Source organism: Streptomyces sp. NPDC104226 (assembly GCF_055584085.1).
Genome location: NZ_JBVJMS010000006.1, coordinates 51,164 through 72,871, shown reverse-complemented (window position 1 = coordinate 72,871; position 21,708 = coordinate 51,164). Strand labels below are relative to the sequence as shown.

Sequence of the window (21,708 nt, the reverse complement as noted above, 5' to 3'; positions counted from 1 at the left end):
AAGGCCTTCTCACCTGCTGGTCAGCCAAACTTCTTGCCTCGAAACCGACTTGCCGCCCCATCCCGTCCGGCGGGCATCTCGTGCCCCGCGGGCGGAGCCCTGCGAAGATGGTTCCAGGGCGAGCACGCCCGAGTCGCCCCAGGAAGTGGTGATCCGTGACGACCAGCCCGTCCGACGAAGCCCCGGGTACGGGTACCGGCGCCGTCCCGGCCGCCGCCGGGCTCGGCCTCCTGTCCCTCGGCGGCTGGCTGCTGACCACCACCCGCCCCTGGCAGAAGCCCGGCTCCACGCTCACGCTCACCCTGGACTGGACGGCCTCGGGAACCCTGATGGCCTGCGGCCTGGTCCTGCTGGCCCGCTGCATCCGCCTGGTCCACGCCACGCCCGAGCCCGGGGAGGGCGCCCCGCACGAGATCCCGTACGAGATCCCGCACCAGGCGCACCCGGTCACGCCCCCGGCCCCGGCCGGGCCCAGGGTCAGGCCTTGGGGGCGACCTTCGAAAGGCCGTTGATGACGCGGTCCATCGCGTCGCCGCCCGTCGGGTCGGTCAGGTTGGCCAGCATCTTCAGGGTGAACCGCATCAGCACCGGGTGGCTCAGCCCGCGCTGGGCGGCGACCTTCATGATCTTCGGGTTGCCGATGAGCTTCACGAAGGCGCGGCCCAGGGTGTAGTAGCCGCCGTAGGTCTCCTTGAGGACCTTCGGGTAGCTGTGCAGGGTCAGTTCGCGCAGGGCCGGGGTGGCCCGGGAGTGGGCCTGGACGATGACGTCGGCGGCGATCTGCCCCGACTCCATCGCATAGGCGATGCCCTCGCCGTTGAACGGGTTGACGAGGCCACCCGCATCACCGACCAGCAGCAGGCCCTTGGTGTAGTGCGGCTGCCGGTTGAAGGCCATCGGCAGGGCCGCGCCGCGGATGGGCTGCGTCATGTTCTCGGGGGTGTAGCCCCAGTCCTCCGGCATCGAGGCGCACCAGGCCTTGAGGACCTCGCGCCAGTCCAGCTCCTTGAAGGCGGAGGAGGAGTTGAGGATGCCGAGGCCGACGTTGGAGGTGCCGTCGCCCATGCCGAAGATCCAGCCGTAGCCGGGCAGCAGCCGGTCCTGGGCCCCGCGCCGGTCCCAGAGCTCCAGCCAGGACTCCAGGTAGTCGTCGTCGTGGCGCGGCGAGGTGAAGTACGTGCGTACGGCGACGCCCATCGGGCGGTCCTCGCGGCGGTGCAGGCCCATCGCCAGGGAGAGCCGCGAGGAGTTGCCGTCGGCGGCGACGACGAGGGGGGCGTGGAAGGTGACCTCGGTCTTCTCCTCGCCGAGCTTCGCCTTCACTCCGGTGATGTGGCCGGTACGGGGGTCGCGTACGGGCTCGCCCACGTTGCAGCGCTCGTACAGCCGGGCGCCGGCCTTCTGTGCCTGGCGGGCCAGGGTCTCGTCGAAGTCGTCGCGCTTGCGGACGAGTCCGTAGTCGGGGAAGGAGGCCAGCTCGGGCCAGTCCAGCTGGAGCCGCTGGCCGCCGCCGATGATCCGCAGGCCCTTGTTGCGCAGCCAGCCGGCCTCTTCGGAGATGTCGATGCCCATCGACACGAGCTGCTTGGTGGCGCGCGGGGTCAGGCCGTCGCCGCAGACCTTCTCGCGCGGGAACGCGGTCTTCTCCAGGAGCAGCACGTCGAGTCCGGCCTTGGCCAGGTAATACGCGGTGGTCGATCCGGCGGGCCCGGCCCCGACGACGATCACGTCGGCGGAGTGCTCGGAGAGGGGCTCGGTCACGGCGGGTCTCCCGAAGGCTCGATAAAGGGTGCCCAACGGCACAAGACATGTGCAGTCTATGCAGCGAGAGAGATCGCGATCCGAAGGGCTGCCCTGTGACCACCTCGCCGACCCGGCCGCTCCCCGTCGTCCAGCTCCGTGTGCCCACGGACGAGGACGCGCACGCCTGGCACCGGGTCTTCCACGACCCCGATGTCATGGAGTTCCTCGGCGGCCCCGCCGAGCTCTCCTTCTACGAGGAGATCACCGCCCGGCAGCGGATGCACGACGCCCGGCTCGGCTTCTGCCTGTGGACGCTGCTCGACGCGGACGGCGAGGTCCTCGGCTTCACCGGGGCCCAGCCGTGGCCGGAGTCGAAGGGGTGGGGACCGGTCGGGGAGATCGAGATCGGCTGGCGGCTCGGGCGCTCCGCGTGGGGGCGGGGGTACGCGTACGCGGCTGCGCTGGCGACGCTGGAGCGGGTGCGGGAGGCGGGGGTCGGGGATGTGGTGGCGATGATCGACGACGGGAACGTCCGCTCGATCGCGGTGGCGGAGCGGCTGGGGATGACCCTGGCGGAGCGCTTCCCGATCCCCGGCGGCCCCCGCGTGGCCCGCCGCTACGCCCTGCCCCTCCAGCCCGCCTGACCCCGCGCAGCGGGCGGAGCTCCCCCGGGGACCCGCCACCGCCGGGCGGAGTCCGGCGCAGCGGCGCGAAGCCCGCGCAGCGGTGCGATCGGCGCGTCAGGAGGGGTCAGAACACGCTCAGGCCCGTCAGGGTCGTGAAGCGGTCCAGGGCTGCCACCGCGGCCACGGAGTTGCCCTGGGCGTCCAGGCCGGGGCTCCACGCGGCCAGCGTGCACGCCCCGGGTACGACGGCGACGATGCCGCCGCCCACCCCGCTCTTGCCCGGCAGCCCCACCCGGTAGGCGAACTCCCCCGCCGCGTCGTACGTCCCGCAGGTCAGCATCACGGCGTTGACCTGCTTCGCCTCGCTGCGCGTGAGGAGCCGCGAGCCGTCCGCACGCAGGCCGTGCCGGGCCAGGAAGCGGCCCGCCCGGGCCAGGTCGGCGCAGCTCGTCTCGATGGAGCACTGCCAGAAGTAGTGCTCCAGCAGCGTCGGCACCGGGTTGTCGATGTTTCCGTAGGCGGCCATGAAGTGGGCCAGGGCCGCGTTGCGGTCGCCGTGTTCCTGCTCGGAGGCGGCGACCTCCGGGTCGAAGGCGAGGTCCGGGTTCTGGCTCTCCTCCCGGAGGAACCGCAGCAGTTCGCTGCTCGCGTCGCCCGTCAGCGTCTGGAGCCGGTCGGTGACGACGAGCGCGCCCGCGTTGATGAAGGGGTTGCGCGGGATGCCGTTCTCGTACTCCAGCTGTACGAGGGAGTTGAACGGGTTGCCGGAGGGTTCCCGGCCGACCCGCTCCCACAGGCTGTCGCCGCCCTCGGCGAGCGCGAGGGCCAGCGCGAAGACCTTGGTGATGGACTGGGCGGAGAACGGCGTCCGCCAGTCCCCCACCCCGAAGACGTTGCCGTCGAGGTCTGCGATGGCCATCCCGAACTGCCGGGGGTCCACGGAGGCCAGGGCCGGGATGTACTCGGCGGGCGCCCCGCTGCCCACCAGCGGGGCGATGTCCTTCGCGACCTGTTCCAGCAGCGCCTGGTAGTCCACGGGGAACTACCCCTTGGTGCCGCGGTGCAGGGCCACGATGCCGCCGCTCAGGTTGCGCCAGGCCACCTTGGACCAGCCGGCCTTCTGCAGCAGCGCGGCCAGCGCCGGCTGGTCGGGCCAGGCGCGGATGGAGTCGGCGAGGTAGACGTACGCGTCCGGGTTCGAGGAGACGGCACGGGCCACCGGCGGCATCGCGCGCATCAGGTACTCGGTGTACACGGTCCGGAAGGGGGCCCAGGTGGGCTGCGAGAACTCGCAGATCACGACCTGGCCGCCGGGCTTCGTGACCCGGTACAGCTCGCGCAGCGCGGCGTCGGTGTCCTGGACGTTGCGCAGCCCGAAGGAGATGGTGACGGTGTCGAAGGCGTCGTCCTTGAAGGGGAGCTTCGTCGCGTCGCCGGCCGTGAGCGGGAGCCAGGGGTTGCGCTTCTTGCCCTCGCGGAGCATGCCGAGGGAGAAGTCGCAGGGCACGACGTACGCGCCGGCCGCGGCGAAGGGCAGCGAGGACGTGGCCGTGCCGGCGGCCAGGTCGAGGACGAGCTGTCCGGGGCGCGCGCCGACCGCCTTGGCGACCTCCTTGCGCCAGACGCGGTCCTGCCCGAGGGAGAGCACGTCGTTGGTGAGGTCGTAGTTCGCCGCCACGCCGTCGAACATGGAGGCGACTTCGTGCGGCTGCTTGTCCAGGGAAGCGGATGTCACTGGCGTGGGCCCCTCGGGTGCGGGTACGGGTGCCCCGTCATTCTCGCAGGCCCGCCCTCCCCCGCACCCGCCCGCCCCGGCCACCGGGGGCCGCGCCGGGCCCGCGCCGGGCCCATGCCGTGACCCGCGCCGCGCCCCGCGCGGGCAGCGATCAGCCGGCGGTCCGGCGGCGATCACGCGGCGGTCCGCGCGCGTGGCGCCCGTCACACCGGGCGAGTAGACGCGGTCCTCAGGCAACGATCCGCGCTCAGGGACGTCTGGTAGGGCGGAGAACTCGCCCACCAGAACCGGCTGATCGAGCAGAACGCGGAGGTACTCGTCCTCGCCGGGCAGCAGCTGGAGGAGCGGATGCGGCTCGTCGCACGGCTCACTTCCGCGTGATCTTGGAACCAGTCATGCCGAAACAACGCACCTCACGCCCCACCACGCCCGCCCGGGGCAGCCGCCGGGGCGGCCGCCGCCGTGCGGGCCGCCGCAGACCCCCACGGTTCGCGCTCCCGCTGGTCTTCTGCTCGGGCGTCGCCGTCGCGGTGGCCGTCATGCTGGGGCTGCCCGGTGACGCCGACCCGCGTGCGCACCTGTCCGGCCCCCCGGCGCCGCGCTCCGGGCCGTCCGGACCCGCCGTGTCCGGGGCCGCGGACGCGCCGTCGCCCGCGGCGTCGCCGAAGCAGACCCCCGCGCAGCCGCCCGCGGCGGGCTCGGTCCCCGAGAGCGGGTCCGGAACCTTCCGGGCCTCCACCGCCTCGGGCCCCGTCCACGGTTCCGGCACCGTACGGCGCTACCGCGTCGAGGCGGAGGACGGCACGGGCATCGACCCGGACGAGGCCGCGCGCGCCGTCGACGCCATCCTGGCCGACCGGCGCGGCTGGACCGCCGACCCCAAGGTCGCGTTCCAGCTGACGGGTTCGGGGCCGGTGGAGTTCACCGTACGGATCGCCACGCCGGCCACCACGGACCGGATGTGCGACGTGGTGACCACCGAGCTCAAGGGCGAGACGAACTGCCGCACAGGACACGAGGTGGTGGTCAACCTGCGGCGCTGGCTGCTCGGTTCGCCGCAGTTCGACGGACCGCCCGCCGACTACCGGGCGCTGATCATCAACCACGAGGTGGGCCACGAGCTGGGCCGCGGACACGAGACCTGCCCCGGGCCGGGGCTGCCCGCGCCCGCGATGATGCAGCAGATCAAGGGCCTGCAGGGCTGCAAGTCCAATGCCTGGCCCTTCGACGCCCGGGGGACCTATGTGCGGGGCCCGGCCGTCCCCTGAGGACGCGGCCCGGCCACCGGCGTGGGCCCCTGGCTCAGCGGCGGCGGTGGAGCAGCCTTCCGCCGATGACGGTGGCCACACAGGTGGTCGGGCCCTGCACCAGCAGCTCGGCCGGGCCGGGGACCGCGAAGACCGCGAACCGCGCCGGAGCGCCCGGTTCCAGGACTCCGTGGAAGGCCTCCTCGGCCGCGCTCCGGCCGGCGAGCGGGTCCAGGGAGGCCGGTCCCTCGTAGGGGGCCGGCGGGACGACGGTGAGGCCGGAGCGGACCACGGCCGTCCGGACGGCCGGGCTGGTGAAGCGGCCGGCCACCGCGACCACCCCGCGGGCGAGCAGCTTCTGCGTGCCGCGCCGCGCGCTGTTGCCCCAGCGCGGCTCGGTCATCTTCAGGTCCGCCAGCGCCTCGGCGCCGCTGATCGGCTCGGTGCCGAGTTCGGTGATCTCGTACGGGTCGTCGGGGTAGTAGGTGCGCTCCAGCAGCTCGTCACCGCCGCGCACCAGCAGCCCCGGGGTCAGCACCCCAGGCCAGCTGCGGGCGCGCGCGTGCGGGTAGGCCGCGGCGAGCTCCTCGTACGGGCCCACCCGGGCGATGCGGTCCCCCTCGACCAGGACCGCGCCGCCGGGCAGCGGCGCGGTTGCGGTACCGGTGGCCGTGGCGGCCGGTCCGGTGACGAGGAGTTCGGCGGTGTGGATCGTCAGCACGGGCGCGTCAGTTCGTGGAGATGAGCTTCAGCTCGGGGTGGGCCGTGCCGCCCTCGATGGCGGTCGAGGAGATGTGCGAGACCACGCGGTCGTCGACCGGGTCGTTCGCCGGGTCGTCGTGCACGAGGAGGTGCTCGTACGTCGTCGCGCGCTGGGCCGGGGTGCGGCCCGCCTTGCGGATCAGGTCGATGATCTCCATGCGGTTGGAGCGGTGCTTGGCACCGGCCGAGGAGACCACGTTCTCCTCCAGCATGATCGAACCGAGGTCGTCGGCGCCGTAGTGCAGGGAGAGCTGGCCCGCCTCCTTGCCGACGGTGAGCCAGGAGCCCTGGATGTGGGCGACGTTGTCGAGGAAGAGCCGCGCGATGGCGATCATGCGCAGGTACTCGAAGACGGTCGCCTGGGTCCGGCCCTTGAGGTGGTTGTTCTCGGGCTGGTAGGTGTACGGGATGAAGGCGCGGAAGCCGCCCGTGCGGTCCTGGGTGTCCCGGATCATCGCGATGTGCTCGATGCGCTCGGCGTTGGTCTCGCCGGTGCCCATCAGCATGGTGGAGGTGGACTCCACGCCCAGCTTGTGGGCGATCTCCATGATCTCCAGCCAGCGCTCGCCGGACTCCTTGAGCGGGGCGATCGCCTTGCGGGGCCGCTCCGGGAGCAGCTCGGCGCCGGCGCCCGCGAAGGAGTCGAGACCGGCGGCGTGGATGCGCTGGATCGCTTCCTCGGCCGACACCTTGGAGATGCGGGCCATGTGCTCGACCTCGGACGCGCCGAGGGAGTGGATGACCAGCTGCGGGTAGGCCTGCTTGATGGCGGAGAAGTGGTGCTCGTAGTACTCGACGCCGTAGTCCGGGTGGTGGCCGCCCTGGAACATGATCTGCGTGCCGCCCAGCTCGACGGTCTCCGCGCAGCGGCGCAGGATGTCTTCCAGGTCGCGGGACCAGCCCTTCTTCGCGTCCTTGGGGGCCGCGTAGAAGGCGCAGAACTTGCACGCCGTGACGCACACGTTGGTGTAGTTGATGTTGCGCTCGATGATGTACGTCGCGATGTGCTCGGTACCGGCGTAGCGCAGCCGGCGGGCCGCGTCGGCGGCCTGGCCCAGCGCGTGCAGGGGCGCGTGGCGGTAGAGGTCGAGCGCCTCTTCCTTGGTGATCCTGCCCCCAGCGGCGGCTCGGTCGAGGACTGACTGGAGAGCGGCCTGGTCGGTCACCGGTGCGTCACCTTTCGGCTGTGTCGTTCCGCTGTGTGTCGTTCGGCTGGCGCCCGGCTGCGGTCGGGATTCCCGGACCGATCCAGCCTACGCCAGCTCCTCCGGCTCCCGGGCTGGCCCCCTGCGGGCCGCCTCAGGGAAGCAGTCCGGCCCCCAGGACGGGGTCCGACCCCAGGTCGAGCCCCATGCCCAGGCCCAGGCCCGCGTAGAGGACGCCCGCGAGGGCGCCGCCGGCCATGAAGGGCCCGAAGGCGATCGGGGTCCCGGGCTCCAGCCGGCGCAGGGCGGCCCGTACGTACCCGTGCACGGCGGCCGCGGTGAACCCGGCGAAGCTGCCCGCGAACAGCACGAACCACCCGTACCAGCCGAGGATCTGCCCCACGGTCAGGGCCAGGGTGACGTCGCCGAAGCCCATGCCGGGCGGGTGGATCAGGTGGAGGACCAGGTACACGGACCCGAGGGTGAGCCCGCCGAGCAGCGCGCGGGTCCAGGATCCGCCGGTACCCGTGAAGAGGGCGGCCACGCCGAGCGCGGCCGAGGTGGCGGCCGCCAGCGGGAGGGTCAGTACGTCGGGCAGCCGGTGCACGGCCTGGTCGACGAAGCAGAGCAGGACGGTGAAGGGCGCCAGCAGCAGCCAGGCCCCCAGCTCGGGCCGCGCCCCGACCCCGGCGCCGAGCGCGAGGCACACCAGGGTGGTGGCGAGCACGGCTCCCGCGACGGGCGCGTAGCCGCCGTGCCACCGGGCTCCGGGCGCGCACCGGGGGCAGACGGCGAAGCCCAGCCACCCGCCGGCCGGGCCCGTCAGCGGATGTCCGGCCGGGCAGTCCGACCGCCGGGCCGTGCCGACCTCCACGGAGAGGCGGTAGACGGCCCGGGGTAACAGCAGTCCCGCCAGCACGCCCCAGAGCGTGACCCCGGCCACGAATCCCGCGATGCCCATGCCCGCTTTCGCCCCCGCTCCGCCCGCCCCGGCCCGCCGCGTCTTGGCGACGGACGCTAGCAGGGGCGGCCGTCCCCCACTACCCGTCCCGAGGGGGACGGGTAGTGGGGCGGTGAAAGGGGACGGGGGGTGAAAGGGGGCGGCATTCGCGGTAAACGGCGGGCATTCTCCTTTCCGCCCCTTTCCGCTCTGCGGAAAGGGGAATGCCCTCATAAGCCGCGCTAATGACCCGGCACGCCCACCGGCAGGAGCTCCACGTTCACATCGGGCGCATAGCCCGTCGTGAGTCCCGTCCGGCGCGCGAATTCACGTACGCCGGCCAGCTGGTCGGCGCCGAAGCGGAAGTCGAGCGTCGTGAAGTAGCGCTCCAGGAGTTCCGCGTCGAAGGCCTCCCAGCGGGCCGCCTGCTCGGCGACCTTGCCGACCTCCTCCAGGGACACGTCCCGGGAGGCGAGGAAGGCCTCGTGGACCTTCCGCACGACCTCCGGCTCACGCTCCAGGTACTCCTTGCGGGCGGCCCAGACGGCGAAGACGAAGGGCAGCCCCGTCCACTCCTTCCACATCGCCCCCAGGTCGTGGACGGCGAGTCCGAGCCGGGGCGCGTCGTGCAGCGAGGCGCGCAGTGCGGCGTCGCCGATCAGCACCGCCGCGTCCGCCTCCTGCATCATCAGCCCCAGGTCGGGGGGGCAGGTGTAGTAGTCGGGCCGCACCTCGTACTTCTCCGCGAGCAGCAGCTGGGCCAGGCGCACGGACGTTCGCGAGGTGGATCCCAGGGCGACGCGGGCGCCGTCCAGCTGGTCCAGGGGGACCTGCGAAACGATCACGCAGGACATGACGGGCCCGTCGCAGCCGACCGCCAGGTCGGGGAAGGCGACGAGCTCGTCCGCGTTGCGGAGGAACTCCACGAGGGTGATGGGACCGATGTCCAGGCCCCCCTGGACGAGGCTCGCGCTGAGCTTCTCCGGGGTGTCCTTGGTCAGCTCCAGGTCCAGCAGCGTGCCGGTTCTGGCCAGCCCCCAGTAGAGGGGCAGGCAGTTCAGGAACTGAATGTGGCCGACACGGGGCCGGCTGCGATAGACGTCCACATCGCGAGACTAGCTCCCGCGTCTCCGTCAGCCGTCTGGCGGGTCTCAAACGTCCGGGTGACGTGATCTTTCCCTCTGGTCTCGGCCGGGAGGTGCGTGCTAGGCTCGACGCAAGTTGCAGTTTGGTTTCCCTTGCAGTACGAGGCCTGCGGAGAATGTGACCCGCAGGCTTTTGTAGTTTTCAGACTTCTTAGCAGGTTCTGGAGCAGGGCGACCCTTTGGCCCATAGGAGGGCTCATGGCTACCGGAACCGTCAAGTGGTTCAACGCTGAAAAGGGCTTCGGCTTCATCGCCCAGGACGGCGGCGGCCCGGATGTCTTCGTCCACTACTCCGCGATCAACGCCGCCGGCTTCCGCTCCCTTGAGGAGAACCAGCTGGTGAACTTCGACGTCACCCAGGGTCCGAAGGGCCCGCAGGCGGAGAACGTCACCCCGGCCTAGTCGCCTGGGCCAACCAGTCGCGGTTGGATATGCAGTACCCAAGGAGCCCTGTCTTCTCTGTGCGAGCAGAGTCGACGGGGCTCCTGCCTTTGCCCTGGCCGGGTCGTTGAACCGGGCCTGCGGCGCTGAGCCCCCGGCACCGTCGAACGGTGCCGGGGGTTTGCCGTATCCGCTCCGCCCTGTGCGGCACCGCATCACCGTTACCTAGGGCCCCTAGGTTCAAGCCTAAGACCACTAGGTATAAGTTGTGGGGACCGAACCAACGGGAGGGGTACATGGTGCGCGTACGGGTGGGGCTGACGGCGGAGAAGGTCACCGTCGTGGGGGCCGAGGTGGCGGACGATGTCGGGCTGCACCGGGTGACCATGGCGCAGGTCGCACGGCGGCTCGGGGTACAGGACGCGAGCCTGTACGCGCACGTCCGCAGCCTGGAGGATCTCCGCGGTCGGATCGCGCTGCTGGCGGCGGACGAGAAGACGCTGCTCATCGCGGAGGCGACGGCGGGGCTCGCCGGGAAGGACGCGCTCGTCGCGTTCGCCAACGCCTGGCGGGAGTACGCCCACAAGTTCCCCGGCCGGTACGCGGCGACGCAGACCCCGGGCAAGATCGACCCCGAGCTGGCCGCGAAGGCCCCGGGACCGCGCCGCGCGGTCGCGCTGACCTACGGGATGCTGCGCGGCTACGGACTGGCGGAGCCCGACCTGACCGACGCGGCCCGGCTGCTGCGCAGCACGTTCCACGGGTTCGTGGCCCTGGAGGCCTCGGGCGGCTTCGCCCACGCCCGGACCCCCCAGGCCTCCTGGCTCCGCTCCCTCGACGCCCTGCACATCCTGCTCCGCCACTGGCCGGCCCCCCGGGAAGCGGGCCCTGCGTGAGCACCCGGACCGGGGAACGCGGGGCGGCCTGCGCAGCGGGCACGGAGTGGTGTCCCCTACCCGCCCTTCCCCCGTTCCCCGGGCTCTGCCCGGACCCGTTGCCGCGTGCCTCTGACACCGGCGGGGCTGGATAAACCCGGCCCCGCCGGCGCTCGAAGCGCGGGGTCTGGGGCGGAGCCCCAGGGAACGGGGAAGGGTGGGTAGGGGACAGCCCCGCAGGGCACCTACGGCACGCGGCCCCGCACCCACCCGGCCCGAACGCCTCGTACGCCTCGTGGCGCACGAGCCCCCGATCGTCGAGGTGCTGCCGGACGCCCCCGCGCACCGCGCGTTCCTCGCCCGCGTACAGGACACCCTGGATGCGGAGGGGCTCATGCCCGCGATGGGAGTGTTCGCGGCGGGGCTGAAGAAGGCGGACGCGGAGGCGGACGGCGGGGGCACGGCCCACGGCCCGCGCCGGGCCGAGCGGCCCGCCGAGCAGCCCGCCCCCGCCGGGCTTCCGCCCGCCGCGGCCTCGCGGGCCGGGCGGACGATGGCCGACCTGCCGTACTTCCTCGGGCGCATCGTGCCGAACTTCATGGCCTACGTCCCCGACCTCCGGCGGCTGGAGGCGGAGGCGGTCGGGGACAGGCTCGTGCTCGCCGGCGGCCGGGACTCGGTGGGCGAGCTGCCCCACCGCCCGGCCGCGTTCCTCGCAGAGCAGTGGGGCAGGGAGCTGGTGCAGTTCCCGGGCGGGCACACCGGCCTGAGCACGCACCCCGCCGGGTTCGGCGGGGTGCTGCGGCAGGTGTTCGCGTCCTAGGCCTTGCGGGCCGCCGGCTGGTCCTTGGCCGGGGGCTGCGTCGCGGGCGGCTCGGTGGCCGGCGGCTCGGTGACGGTGACGTCCAGGAAGAGGACCACCGTGTCGGAGATCCGCACGCGGAGCGTGTACGTGCCCGCGGAGACGCCCGTGGTGGACAGTTCCGGCAGGTCGATCTTGCCGTCCGCCGCGGTCGCCGGGAGCGCCAGCTCCGTCAGCTTCTTGCCGTCCTTGTCCAGGAAGTACGGGGTCTCCCCCGCCTTGGCCGGGTCCGCCGGGACCCACTTCCCGTCCTTGTCCTTGGCGCCGAGCCCGGCCGTGGCCTGGGCTCCGGCGACGGCCTTGCCCTTCGCCGTCGCCAGGAACTGGACGCCCTTGATCCCGGTCCCGGCCTCCGCCGTGAGCGGCTTGCCGGCGTTCGCGTCGCTGCGGACCAGCTGGTCCGCGTCCGGGACGGGTACCGGCTTGGCCGGGGTGACCTTGCCGCCGATCCGCAGCGAGACCTCGACCGAGACCGCGTAGCCCGTGGCGCGCAGGGAGAAGGTGCCCGCCTTGGCGCCCGCCTTCAGCTTCGGAACCCTGACGAGGCCGTCGGTGTTGGTGCGCACGACCGCGAAGTCCTTGCCGTCGGCGGCGAAGACGGTGCGGCCGGTGGTGTCGTCGTCGACCGCGATCACGATCGGCTGGTCGACGGCCGGCATGCCGTCGCTCAGCACCGCCTTGATGAGCGGGGTGCGCGCGAACTCGGTCCCGGCCTCGGCCGAGAGCTCCGCGGTACCGACCCGGATCAGCTTGGCCAGGGTCGGCGTCGGCTTCGGCGGCGTGGGCTTCGGGGGCGTGGGCGTGGGCGGCACGGGCGCCGGAGGCGGCGTCGGGACCGGCGCGGGGGCCGGGGGCGTCGGCAGCTGCGGCGGGTTCGGCGTCGGGTAGTTGCCGGAGGGCGGGTTCGGAACCGGGGTGGCTCCCTGGCCGGCCTGGTACTGGCGCATGTAGCCGAGCACCGTGTTCACGTACTCGCGCGACCTGTTGTAGCTGAGGACCGCCTTGTCGAGGTCGCCCAGGTCGGTGAGGTTGCGCTGGCCCGCGCAGAGGTAGAGGCCGGCGCCCAGCGCGGCGTCGTAGATGTTGTTCGGGTCGCGCTTGCCGTCGGCGTTGCCGTCGGCGCCCCAGGTGGACCAGGTGGAGGGGATGAACTGCATCGGGCCGACCGCGCGGTCGTACTCCGGGTCCGCGTCCCACTCGCCCTTGTCGGTGTCCTTGATCTCGGCGAAGCCGTTGCCGTCCAGGCGGGGCCCGCGGATCGGCTTCTCGGTGTACCCGTCCGCCTTGAGCCCGTAGCCGGAGGCGTGGACCGACTCCACCCGGCCTATGCCCGCGAGCAGCTGCCAGGGGAGGTGGCAGCCGGGGAGCGCGGCGGCCACCGAGATCTCGGCGCGCTTGTAGGCGTCGAGGGCGGTCGCGGGTATGCCGGCGGTGGCCCCGCCGGGGCTGGCGGCGCCGGGGGGCGCGGGCGGCGGGTCGGCGACCAGGTCCGGAAGGTCCAGCCGGGCGTCACCGCGTTCGGTGGCCTGGGGGCTGTCGGGGGTCGGCTCGGCTTCCCCGGCACCCGCGATCGGCGTGTTGGTGACGACCGCGGCGGTGGTCAGGCTGGCCGCGAGGGCGGCCGTGCACACGACTTTGCGCGAGGTGTTGACGAGGTGACGGTGAAGTGGCTTCACAGTGCGGCGATCCCCCCAGAGCGGAGGCCGGTCCGGACCCCCGTAAAACGTACAAAGTCACATAAAGTCATTTGGTGCTCCGCTCCGCGCGCCCCTACCTCTTCGCGCGGACGGCCGATCGAACGGTCCGTGGAGGTTAACTGTCTATCAGTTCTTCGGCCGCGACTCACCGCCGCCCCCGGAGATGTGCCCCGCCATTCGTCTCATCTTCACGAACCTCTCGCAGGGATCGCGGCCAGGGACCAAAGCCCTGCCCGATTCAAACCAATGGCACATATTCGGGCTCTCTGCGCTCTTTATCCTTGTGGGATGGCAACCAGCAAGAAGGACCAGCGGCGCGAGGCCCGCGAGCGCATGCGCGAGGAGCGCGAGGCCCAGGCCCGTCGCGAGAAGCTGCGCGGGCGCGTGCTGATCGGCGGCGCGCTGGTCGCCGTACTGGCCCTCGCGGTCGGCATCGGCCTGTACGTGTCGAAGCCCTCCGCCGACCAGGAGGCCGCGGGCAAGCCCTTCGTCCAGCCGGCCAACACCACCGGCAAGGACGGGATCGTGATCCCGTACGGCAAGGCGGACGCGAAGAACGTCCTCTCCGTCTGGCTCGACCCGCGCTGCCCCTACTGCGCGGGCGTCGAGATCGGCCTCGGGAAGACCATCAAGGAGCAGGCGGACGCGGGCACGTACCGCGTCGAGTACCACTTCGCCACGTTCCTCGACAAGGCACTCGGCGGCGGCAAGGGCTCCAAGCGCGCGGTCAACGCCCTGGGCGCGGCCGTGAACGAGAGCCCGGAGAAGTTCATGGAGTACCTCCAGGTGCTCTACAAGAACCACCCGGAGAAGGAATCGGACGACAAGTTCGGCTCCACGGCCACCCTGCTGGACCTCGCGAACCAGGTCCCCGGGCTGCGCACGCCCGCCTTCAACCAGGCGGTCAAGGAACTCACCTACATGCCGTGGGTCGAGAAGGTCGGCCAGGCCTTCTACGACCAGAACATGCAGGGCACGCCGGACGTCTCCATCAACGGCAAGAAGCTCACGGTGAACTCCGGCCAGGGCATCGACTCGATCACCCCGGACGAGTTCAAGAAGCTGATCACCGAAAACCTGAAGTAGCACCGGTCCGTTCTCGGGCGAAAGGGGCGTGCACGCTCCCCCGTGGAAGTACGTTCGTCGGTAGCGCGGCGGCCCCCGGGCCGCCGGGCCGCAGACGAACGGGCGATACGGATACAGGGGTGGGTGGGCGCGAGGTGCTGGCCGAATCGTTGGAGGCACTGGCCGCGGCAGGGGGCGCCGCGGTGGTGCAGGCCGCGACGACGGACGCATGGACGGAAGTCCGCGCCCGGGTCGCGCGGTGGTTCGGGCGGGGCGACGCCGACCGCGAGCGGGTCCAGCTGGAGCGGCTGGACCGCACCGCCGCGGAACTCGCCTCCTCCGGCGGGACGGAGCAGGAGCGCAACCTCCAGGCACAGGTCTGGCGCAGCCGTTTCGCGGACCTGCTGGAGGGTCTCGGCGAGGCCGAGCGGGACGATGCGGCCGCCGGGCTACGGGCCCTGCTGGACGACACCGCCACAGCCCGCGCAGTCGCGGCCGGAACCGGCGGCGTGGCCGCCGGGCGGGACGTCAGCGTGCAGGCCGAGGGCGGATCGATCGCCGCGGCCGTGCTCCACGGAGGCGCGCACATCGGCCCCCCTCCGGTGCCGGATCCGTCCCAGGGCTGACCGGACCGGCGCTCCCAAGCCTCCCCGCCGCCGTGCCGCCGGCCGGCGGCGTCTTCGTGCACGCCGGGCAGGGCAGCCTGGCCGCGCACCACATCGGCCAGGTCACCTACCAGGCCGCTCCCCGGCACACCGTCTCCTGGCCGCACCAGGTCGGGGTGATCCCCCGCAGGGCCGGTTCGTTCCAGGACCGGTCCGAGGTGCACCGGCTGCGCTCCGCCGTGGAGGGCGGCGGCACGGCGGTCGTGTGCCAGGTCCTGGCCGGGATGGGCGGGGTGGGCAAGACCCAGCTCGCGGCCGACCACGCCCGGCACGCCTGGGGCAGCGGTGAGCTCGACCTCCTCGTCTGGGTCACCGCCGCCACCCGCCAGGCGGTCGTCGACGCCTACGCCCACGCCGCGGCGGACATCCTGCACACGGATCCCGCCGACCCGGAGCGGGCCGCGCGGGCGTTCCTGGCCTGGCTCGAACCGGCGCCCGGCCGGCCCCGCTGGCTGATCGTCCTGGACGACGTCGCCGACCCGGGCGACCTGCGCGACCTGTGGCCGCCCTCCCATCCCGGCGGACGGACCCTGGTCACCACCCGCCGCCGCGACGCCGCCCTCGCGACCCACGGACGGCTGGTCCCGGTGGGCCTGTTCACCCCGGCCGAGGCCACGGCCCACCTCCGGCACGCCCTGGCCGCCCAGGGCCGCAGCGAACCCGAAGCGGACCTCGCCGCCCTGGCCCGGGACCTCGGCCACCTGCCGCTCGCCCTGTCCCAGGCGGCGGCCTACCTGGTCGACACGGAGCTGTCCGCCGCCGACTACCGCACCCGCCTGGTCGACCGTGCCCGCCACCTGGCGGACCTCCTCCCGGAGCCCGGAGCCCTGCCCGACGACCAGCACACCCCCGCGGCGGCCGCCTGGTCCCTGTCCGTGGACCGCGCGAACGAACTCCGCCCGGCGGGCCTGGCCCGGCCGATGCTGGAGCTCGCCTCGATGCTCGACCCGAACGGGATCCCGGACCGGGTCCTGACCGGCGGTCCGGTCCTCGACTACCTGACGGCCCACCGAGCCTTCCATCACAGTGACGACCCTGTCCTTCAACCTTCCCGGGTCACCGAGGAGGAGGCGACCAGTGCGCTGCGCGCGCTTCACCGTCTGAGCCTCATCGACCACTCTCCCACCGAGGCCCACACGGCCGTACGGGTCCACCAGATCGTCCAGCGTGCCATCCGAGATCCCCTCGACCCCGACCACCGGGACTTGCTCGCGCGCTTTGCGGCCGACGCTCTGACTGCAGCCTGGCCCGAAACCGAACGCGACGTCGGCCTGGCAAGCGCTCTGCGCGCCAACACCGCCGCCCTGATCGTGTGCGCCGTGCGTGCCCTGTTCCGACCCGTCGGCCACCCAGTGCTGTACCGCTTTGGTGAGAGCCTCGGCCATTCCGGGCAAGTGGCTTCCGCAATCGACTACTTCCAGCGCGTCACGAACACCGCCACACAGTCCTTGGGGCCAGATCACCCCAGCACTCTCCGCAGTCGTTCCGACCTCGCAGCCTGGCGGGGAGAGGCCGGGGACACCATCGGGGCTGCGGAAGCGGCCACCCTCCTCCTGGTGGACCAGGTGAAGATCCTGGGCCCGGACCACCCCAACACCCTCATTGTTCGTTCCAACCTCGCACTCTGGCGTGGCAAGGACGGGGATGCGGCCGGGGCCGTCACCGCGTTCGCCGCTCTGCTGGACGACTACCTGCGCGTCCTGGGCCCGGACCACCCCCACACCCTCATCGTCCGTTGCAACCTCGCAGAATGGCGCGGTGAGGCGGGAGATGCGGCCGGGGCCGTCACCGCGTTCGCCGCTCTGCTGGACGACTACCTGCGCGTCCTGGGCCCGGACCACCCCCACACCCTCACCGCCCGGAACAACTTGGCGAGCTGGCGCGGAGAGGCCGGTGACCCAGACGGGGCCGCTTCCGCGTTCGCCGCCCTGCTGGAGGACAGGCTGCGCGTTCTGGGCCCCGACCACCTCGACACCCTCGCCACCCGGAACAACCTGGCCCATTGGACAGGCGAAGCGGGAGATGCGACAGGGGCCGCAAACGCGTTCGCCGCGCTGCTGGAGGACCACCTGCGTGTCCTGGGCCCAGGACACCCCCACACCCTCGTCACCCGGTCCAGCATCAGCCTCTGGCGCCAGCATTCCTGGGAGCAATGACCCACAAGCGGGCCCATACCGTCTCCCCCGGACCACCCTTCGCCCCGGACGTCACTCACCTCCGCGCGGACCCGCCGGCCTCCAGCTCGGCCTCAGCCCCGGCGCCCGGGCCGCGTTCCTCGGTGGGGTGCGGAATCGCAGGGCGAGGGGCCACTGCCCGTGGACCCCTCGCCTTCCGCTTCCCGTTCAGGCGAGCAGCGCCTTGACCGCCGCGATCACCGGAACTCCCGCTTCTCCGAGCAGTGTCGCAATTCCGGAGAAGGTCGCGAGGATTCTCCGGAATCTCGCCTCGGGGGGATTCTCCCCGAGTTCTTCCACCGCCGCGTCGACTTCCGCACGGTCGGTCTCGTCGAGGTACTGCCTCATCGCCCGGACTTCTTCGATGAGGTTGTCGAGCGCCGAGGCCTCCGGCGGAGTTCCGCCGACGTATTTGCCTCCGGCCACGATGTCGCCGGAGCCCGAGTGCTCGGCTTTTCCGATGGCCCCCGCGCCGGACACCGTGTACTGGTCGCCGGCCATCATCGACCGCCTCCCCTGATGTCTCCCGAACCGCTGTGCTGGGCCTGCCCGATGGCCCCGGCTCCGTACACCTTGAACTGGTCGCCCATCACCGCTTCCTTGATGTTGATGGTCACCGGGGCGGCGTCCGGCCGGCCGATGGCCTTGGTGATCTCGTAGACGAGGTTCTCGATCTCGGACCGGTCCAGGGACCAGACGGCCTCCCGCTGGATGCCGGAGGTGTTGAGGACGAGGCCGTACACCGGGGGCGTCCCGATCACCTTCACGAGCTGCCAGACCAGCAGCCCGAAGACGGCGAACGCGATGACCGCGGCGACGTTCCCGAAGACGGCCACCGCAATGGCGCCGAGGACGATGCAGAGGGCCGCCCGGCCGATGAACCTGCGCCAGGCCGCCCCTTTGTCCACCTCCAATACGCGCTGCCCCACGTGGGAGATGTTGTGCAACGGATAAGCCTCACCGTCGACCCACAACACCCCCTCTTGCACACGGACTTGGACCGTCGAATTGCTAACCGCCATTTCGCGCCCCCCTGGCTCTTTTCGGCGTTGACGGCTCGAAGTGTAGGGCGGGTCCGACCGGCCGAATAGGGATTGGCTCTTATCGACGTAGTCATGATCCATTCGGGATTCCGCTTGACAGTCCGCACCGCGGAATGCGGCCCTCCCCCTCTGCTGTCGGCAGGCCGGGACCGCGTCTTGGCCGTGGGTACGCACGACCCCGCGCGCGAGCGGTCCGGCGCCCTCCGGGCGGGGCGGCACCGCGACGGACGCCGTCGCGGACGCGGCTGCGGGCACGGATGCGGACGCCGGCCCGTGAGCGAGGGGGACTCAGCCATGGAGGGGGTGGTCCAGGCCGCTCTGGCGGGTCCATCGGTGCAGGTCGACGCGGGTTCGGCGGGTTTCAACCGTCGTGACAGTCCGGTGACATGGAGCGGACGCTTCGCCGACACAGCCTCCGTAATTTTCTTTCTGCAGCCCGCCAAGCCCAGACAGGCAACAGTCCGTCAGGCAGAGGAGGTGCCATGCAGAACCTCCTTCTTCCACCACCACCTGTCACGGAGTTCCCCATGTCGGTCCGCACCCGTTCCCGCCGCCAGACCCTCCTCCGCTCCGCCGTCGCCACCGCCGCCCTCGCGGGAGCCCTCCTGGCTCAGGGCACCGCCTTCGCGGCCGACGCCCCGAAGACCGCCGCTCCCAAGACCGCCTCCCCCAAGCCCGACCCGTCGGTCGAGGGCCTGGGCGGGGAGCTGGTCAAGCACCTCGTGCTGGCCAACGGCATCAAGGCGGACCTGTGGAAGAAGGGCAAGGCCTCCTACTGGCTGGACGTCTACTCCGAGGGCAGCAGCCAGCTCGGCTACCTCACCGTCGGCGGTCCCGGCGAGCAGGCGGAGGACGGCAAGCAGATCGCCGGCATGTGGGTCACCCTGGACAACAAGGGCCAGGTCCGGTCCTGGAAGAACCCGGAGTCCCGCGGCTTCGCACAGGGCGGCAGCGAGACCCGGCAGGGCTGCACGGTGACGACCCACATGGCCACTCCGCTGGAGGGCGTCAGCCTGCAGCTCTCCAACGGCCCTGCCGGCCCGGTCGCGAAGCTCATCGACGCGAAGGGGTCCGGGACGCTGGCCACCCTCACCAAGGCCAACCCCGTCGGCCTCGCCGGAGGCGCCCGCATCAAGGCTGCCGACGACCCGCTGACGCCGCAGCTCCAGGTGCGCGTCGCCGACGGCGTGATCCCGTGGCTGGGCGTCAGCTTCCCCAAGCCCCTCAAGGACTGCGGCGCCAAGCCCTCCACCCCGGCTGCCAAGCCGTCCGTGACCCCGAAGCCCGCGGTCTCCGCCCACGGCGGCGCGCAGACCGTCGTGGTGCCCAAGGGCGGCGTGGCGGCCGGCGCCGAGGTGGCCGACTCCACCAACGGCACGTCCGCGTGGATCGCGGCCGGCGCGGGCTCCGCAGTCCTCGGGGCCGGCGGCTTCGTCCTGCTGCGCCGCCGCTCGGCCCGCCGGCACTGAGCAGTCGCACAGACCGCCCCCGCAAGGCCCCCCGGCCTTGCGGGGGCTTCCGGGGTGCTCCGGGGACTCCTGGCGGCTTCCGCAGGGCTCCGGCTCGCCGGAGACCGGCTGGGAGGGATGCCACGGGGGTGCGACCCACGCAGCCGCCGGCCGGCCAGCAGTCCCCGGAGCACCTCGACACAGCTCGGCGCACCCGGCCGCGCCTCGGCGTCCTACGCGTACAGCTCCTCGATCTCCCGCGCGTACCGCTCCGCCACCGCCCGGCGGCGGAGCTTCAGGGTCGGGGTGAGGGTGCCCGATTCCACGGTGAACTCCCCGGGCAGGACCCGGAAGGCGCGGACGCGGGCCGGGCGGGAGACCGTGGCGTTGGCCGCCTCGACCGCTTCCGCGACGAGGGCCCGTACGGCGGGATGCTCGCCGGGGGCGGCCGGGTCCAGGGTCACCGATTCGCGGGCCGCCCAGGCGGCGATCTCCTCCGCGTCCAGGGTGATCAGGGCCACCGGATGCGGGCGGTTGTCGCCGATCATGACCGCGTGGGAGACGTAGCGGGAGCGCTGGACGGCGAACTCCAGCTCGGTGGGGGTGATGTTCTTGCCCGCCGAAGTGATGATGAGCTCCTTCTTGCGGCCGGTGATGGAGAGGTAGCCGTCCGGGTCGATCTCGCCCAGGTCACCGGTGTGCAGCCAGCCGTCGCCGTCCAGCACCTCCGCCGTGGCGGTGTCGTTGGCGTGGTAGCCCGGGAAGACCATCGGGCCCCGGGCCAGCACCTCCCCGTCCTCCGCGATGCGGACCTCGCACCCGGCGATCGGGCGGCCCACCGATCCGTAGCGGATCCCGTCCGGGTGGTTGAGGCTGATGACCCCGCCCGACTCCGTCATGCCGTAGCCCTCGAAGACCGCGATCCCGCAGGCCCGCAGGAAGTCGAGGGTGGCCGGGGCGATCGGGGCGCCGCCCGTGAGCGCCCATCTCAGCCGGCCTCCGAAAGCGCCCCTGACCAGTGAGTACAGGGATTTCTCGGCCGCTTCGTAGGCCTCCCGGTCCTCCGCCGGGAGCGCGCCCTCGGCCGCCAGCAGACCCAGCCTGACCGCCTGCTCGAAGCGGCCCGCACCGCCCTCCTGGGATTCCGCGAGGGAGAGGACCACGGAGTGCAGCTTCTCGAACAGGCGCGGCACGGACGGCAGATGGGTCGGGCGGGCCTCGGCGAGCTCGCCGATGACGTCCTCGATCCGGCCGCCGAAGTAGCAGAGCTCCCCGCCCTCCAGGAGGGTGGTGAACTGGATCAGCTGGGCCAGCACGTGGGCGAGGGGGAGGTAGAGGTACGTGGAGTCACCCGGGCCTCCCTTGACCAGCGGGAGGGTGGCGTCCTGGATCGCGCCGAGGTTCGCGTGCGTGAGGCGGCACCCCTTGGGCAGGCCGGTGGTGCCCGAGGTGTAGATGATGGAGGCGTCGGCCGCGGGGTGCACCGCCGCGGCGCGGGCCAGGAGTTCGGCCTCCGGCGCCGGGCCGGGGAGGCCGCGCAGCGCGTCCATCTCCACCACCGCGCGCAGTCCCGGGAGCTTCGGACGCAGCGCCTCCACCCGGGCCGCCTGCGCGGCGTCGTCGCAGACGGCCACCACGGCCGCGGAGTCCGACAGCACCCAGGCGAGCTCCTCCTCCCCGGCCGTCGGGTACACCGGCACGAGGACGGCCCCCGCGGCGAGGACCCCGAAGTGGGTGTACGTCCACTCCGGCCGGGTCTCCGCGAGCACCGCGACGCGCTCGCCGGGGGCCACCCCGAGACCGAGCAGGGCGCGGCCGGACTCCCTTACGCGGGACCGCAGTTGCGTGTAGGAGACGGTGTCCCAGCCACCCGCCCCGGGCTCCCCGGCCTCCCCGCCCTTGTGGCGGAGCGCGGTCTCGGCCGCGTACCGCTCGCCGGTCCACTCGGTGAACACCGCGAGCGTGCGCGGACGCACGACACGGTCCGTCCCGCCCACCGCTTCGATCGGGTCGATCGGATCCATCGGGCTCATCGGGTCAATCGGGCTCATCGGGCTCGCCTCCCCTGGGGTCGTACCGATGACGCTAGGCACCGGGGAGGCGTCCGCGGCATGACCGGAAGCGTCAGCCCCGCTGACCCCAGCGCTCATTGCGG

The 21,708-nt window shown here is 72.4% G+C and carries 21 protein-coding genes; 10 read left to right on the top strand and 11 right to left on the bottom strand.

Features of this window, described 5'->3' with window-relative positions:
* Positions 1-155: 155 nt before the first annotated feature.
* The gene (locus tag ACZ60J_RS19585) at positions 156-512 is read left to right on the top strand and encodes a hypothetical protein (protein WP_469683428.1); all 357 of its coding nucleotides are present in this window, start codon (positions 156-158) and stop codon (positions 510-512) included.
* On the opposite strand, the gene ACZ60J_RS19580 is transcribed toward ACZ60J_RS19585, so the two are convergent.
* Positions 478-1,761 carry a geranylgeranyl reductase family protein gene (locus ACZ60J_RS19580; protein WP_469683426.1) on the bottom strand — a complete coding sequence of 428 codons (1,284 nt, stop codon included), beginning with the start codon at positions 1,759-1,761 and terminating at the stop codon, positions 478-480. The two genes, ACZ60J_RS19585 and ACZ60J_RS19580, sit on opposite strands and share 35 nt — an antisense overlap.
* 95 nt (positions 1,762-1,856) lie before the next feature.
* Between ACZ60J_RS19580 and ACZ60J_RS19575 the strand changes: the two genes are divergently transcribed.
* On the top strand, positions 1,857-2,387 hold the full coding sequence (locus ACZ60J_RS19575; RefSeq protein ID WP_469683425.1) for a GNAT family N-acetyltransferase: 531 nt from the start codon (positions 1,857-1,859) through the stop codon (positions 2,385-2,387).
* Between the two features lie 106 nt (positions 2,388-2,493).
* On the opposite strand, the gene ACZ60J_RS19570 is transcribed toward ACZ60J_RS19575, so the two are convergent.
* Complete coding sequence (locus ACZ60J_RS19570; protein WP_469683424.1) at positions 2,494-3,405, bottom strand: glutaminase; 912 nt, start codon at positions 3,403-3,405, stop codon at positions 2,494-2,496.
* A 6-nt stretch (positions 3,406-3,411) separates the two neighbouring features.
* On the bottom strand, positions 3,412-4,104 hold the full coding sequence (locus ACZ60J_RS19565) for a demethylmenaquinone methyltransferase (protein ID WP_469683423.1): 693 nt from the start codon (positions 4,102-4,104) through the stop codon (positions 3,412-3,414).
* A gap of 395 nt (positions 4,105-4,499) precedes the next feature.
* Here ACZ60J_RS19565 and ACZ60J_RS19560 point away from each other — a divergent pair, with 395 nt between their 5' ends.
* Positions 4,500-5,372 (top strand): DUF3152 domain-containing protein, encoded by an 873-nt coding sequence (locus ACZ60J_RS19560; RefSeq protein ID WP_469683421.1) that lies wholly within the window; start codon positions 4,500-4,502, stop codon positions 5,370-5,372.
* 34 nt (positions 5,373-5,406) lie between these two features.
* On the opposite strand, the gene ACZ60J_RS19555 is transcribed toward ACZ60J_RS19560, so the two are convergent.
* The 4 genes from ACZ60J_RS19555 to ACZ60J_RS19540 form a co-directional block, all read right to left on the bottom strand.
* The gene (locus ACZ60J_RS19555; protein ID WP_469683419.1) at positions 5,407-6,072 is read right to left on the bottom strand and encodes an imidazolonepropionase-like domain-containing protein; all 666 of its coding nucleotides are present in this window, start codon (positions 6,070-6,072) and stop codon (positions 5,407-5,409) included.
* A 7-nt stretch (positions 6,073-6,079) separates the two neighbouring features.
* A complete protein-coding gene (gene mqnC, locus ACZ60J_RS19550; RefSeq protein ID WP_469683417.1) occupies positions 6,080-7,279 on the bottom strand; it encodes a cyclic dehypoxanthinyl futalosine synthase in 1,200 nt (399 codons plus the stop codon).
* A 133-nt stretch (positions 7,280-7,412) separates the two neighbouring features.
* A complete protein-coding gene (locus ACZ60J_RS19545; protein WP_469683415.1) occupies positions 7,413-8,219 on the bottom strand; it encodes a prepilin peptidase in 807 nt (268 codons plus the stop codon).
* A gap of 221 nt (positions 8,220-8,440) precedes the next feature.
* Positions 8,441-9,304, bottom strand: coding sequence for a menaquinone biosynthetic enzyme MqnA/MqnD family protein (locus ACZ60J_RS19540; RefSeq protein WP_469683414.1), 864 nt, complete (start codon positions 9,302-9,304; stop codon positions 8,441-8,443).
* Positions 9,305-9,541: 237 nt separating this feature from the next.
* Between ACZ60J_RS19540 and ACZ60J_RS19535 the strand changes: the two genes are divergently transcribed.
* The 3 genes from ACZ60J_RS19535 (at position 9,542) to ACZ60J_RS19525 (ending at position 11,422) form a co-directional block, all read left to right on the top strand.
* Complete coding sequence (locus ACZ60J_RS19535; protein WP_112451444.1) at positions 9,542-9,745, top strand: cold-shock protein; 204 nt, start codon at positions 9,542-9,544, stop codon at positions 9,743-9,745.
* Positions 9,746-10,020: 275 nt separating this feature from the next.
* The gene (locus ACZ60J_RS19530; RefSeq protein WP_469683413.1) at positions 10,021-10,620 is read left to right on the top strand and encodes a TetR/AcrR family transcriptional regulator; all 600 of its coding nucleotides are present in this window, start codon (positions 10,021-10,023) and stop codon (positions 10,618-10,620) included.
* A 196-nt stretch (positions 10,621-10,816) separates the two neighbouring features.
* Positions 10,817-11,422 (top strand): hypothetical protein, encoded by a 606-nt coding sequence (locus tag ACZ60J_RS19525; protein WP_469683411.1) that lies wholly within the window; start codon positions 10,817-10,819, stop codon positions 11,420-11,422.
* Here the strand turns inward: ACZ60J_RS19525 and ACZ60J_RS19520 are convergent.
* Positions 11,419-13,137, bottom strand: coding sequence for a lytic transglycosylase domain-containing protein (locus ACZ60J_RS19520; RefSeq protein WP_469683409.1), 1,719 nt, complete (start codon positions 13,135-13,137; stop codon positions 11,419-11,421). The genes ACZ60J_RS19525 and ACZ60J_RS19520 overlap by 4 nt on opposite strands.
* Before the next feature lie 309 nt (positions 13,138-13,446).
* On the opposite strand from ACZ60J_RS19520, the gene ACZ60J_RS19515 reads away from it, so the two are divergent.
* The 3 genes from ACZ60J_RS19515 to ACZ60J_RS19505 all read left to right on the top strand — a co-directional run bounded on the left by ACZ60J_RS19515 (position 13,447) and on the right by ACZ60J_RS19505 (position 17,044).
* Positions 13,447-14,244: a thioredoxin domain-containing protein gene (locus ACZ60J_RS19515; RefSeq protein WP_469683407.1), complete on the top strand. Its 798-nt coding sequence runs from the start codon at positions 13,447-13,449 to the stop codon at positions 14,242-14,244.
* Between the two features lie 119 nt (positions 14,245-14,363).
* Positions 14,364-14,849 carry a hypothetical protein gene (locus ACZ60J_RS19510; protein WP_469683405.1) on the top strand — a complete coding sequence of 162 codons (486 nt, stop codon included), beginning with the start codon at positions 14,364-14,366 and terminating at the stop codon, positions 14,847-14,849.
* A 32-nt stretch (positions 14,850-14,881) separates the two neighbouring features.
* Positions 14,882-17,044, top strand: coding sequence for a tetratricopeptide repeat protein (locus ACZ60J_RS19505; protein WP_469683403.1), 2,163 nt, complete (start codon positions 14,882-14,884; stop codon positions 17,042-17,044).
* A 186-nt stretch (positions 17,045-17,230) separates the two neighbouring features.
* Here ACZ60J_RS19505 and ACZ60J_RS19500 read toward each other — a convergent pair whose 3' ends face one another.
* Complete coding sequence (locus ACZ60J_RS19500) at positions 17,231-17,566, bottom strand: hypothetical protein (protein ID WP_469683402.1); 336 nt, start codon at positions 17,564-17,566, stop codon at positions 17,231-17,233.
* Positions 17,563-18,084, bottom strand: a complete 522-nt coding sequence (locus ACZ60J_RS19495; RefSeq protein WP_469683401.1) for a DUF6232 family protein — start codon at positions 18,082-18,084, stop codon at positions 17,563-17,565. Before ACZ60J_RS19495 ends, ACZ60J_RS19500 begins: the two co-directional genes overlap by 4 nt.
* Before the next feature lie 548 nt (positions 18,085-18,632).
* Between ACZ60J_RS19495 and ACZ60J_RS19490 the strand changes: the two genes are divergently transcribed.
* Positions 18,633-19,574 carry a hypothetical protein gene (locus ACZ60J_RS19490; protein ID WP_469683399.1) on the top strand — a complete coding sequence of 314 codons (942 nt, stop codon included), beginning with the start codon at positions 18,633-18,635 and terminating at the stop codon, positions 19,572-19,574.
* Positions 19,575-19,786: 212 nt separating this feature from the next.
* Here the strand turns inward: ACZ60J_RS19490 and ACZ60J_RS19485 are convergent, their stop codons facing one another.
* Complete coding sequence (locus ACZ60J_RS19485) at positions 19,787-21,604, bottom strand: AMP-dependent synthetase/ligase (protein WP_469683397.1); 1,818 nt, start codon at positions 21,602-21,604, stop codon at positions 19,787-19,789.
* Positions 21,605-21,708 lie beyond the last annotated feature (104 nt).

Bases quoted from the DNA above. Each gene is read 5' to 3' on its own strand.
- ACZ60J_RS19560 (WP_469683421.1), top strand. From the start codon at position 4,500: ATGCCGAAACAACGCACCTCACGCCCCACCACGCCCGCCCGGGGCAGC.
- ACZ60J_RS19545 (WP_469683415.1), bottom strand. From the start codon at position 8,219: ATGGGCATCGCGGGATTCGTGGCCGGGGTCACGCTCTGGGGCGTGCTG.
- ACZ60J_RS19535 (WP_112451444.1), top strand. From the start codon at position 9,542: ATGGCTACCGGAACCGTCAAGTGGTTCAACGCTGAAAAGGGCTTCGGC.
- ACZ60J_RS19530 (WP_469683413.1), top strand. From the start codon at position 10,021: ATGGTGCGCGTACGGGTGGGGCTGACGGCGGAGAAGGTCACCGTCGTG.
- ACZ60J_RS19515 (WP_469683407.1), top strand. From the start codon at position 13,447: ATGGCAACCAGCAAGAAGGACCAGCGGCGCGAGGCCCGCGAGCGCATG.
- ACZ60J_RS19500 (WP_469683402.1), bottom strand. From the start codon at position 17,566: ATGATGGCCGGCGACCAGTACACGGTGTCCGGCGCGGGGGCCATCGGA.
- ACZ60J_RS19495 (WP_469683401.1), bottom strand. From the start codon at position 18,084: ATGGCGGTTAGCAATTCGACGGTCCAAGTCCGTGTGCAAGAGGGGGTG.
- ACZ60J_RS19490 (WP_469683399.1), top strand. From the start codon at position 18,633: ATGTCGGTCCGCACCCGTTCCCGCCGCCAGACCCTCCTCCGCTCCGCC.
- ACZ60J_RS19485 (WP_469683397.1), bottom strand. From the start codon at position 21,604: ATGAGCCCGATTGACCCGATGAGCCCGATGGATCCGATCGACCCGATC.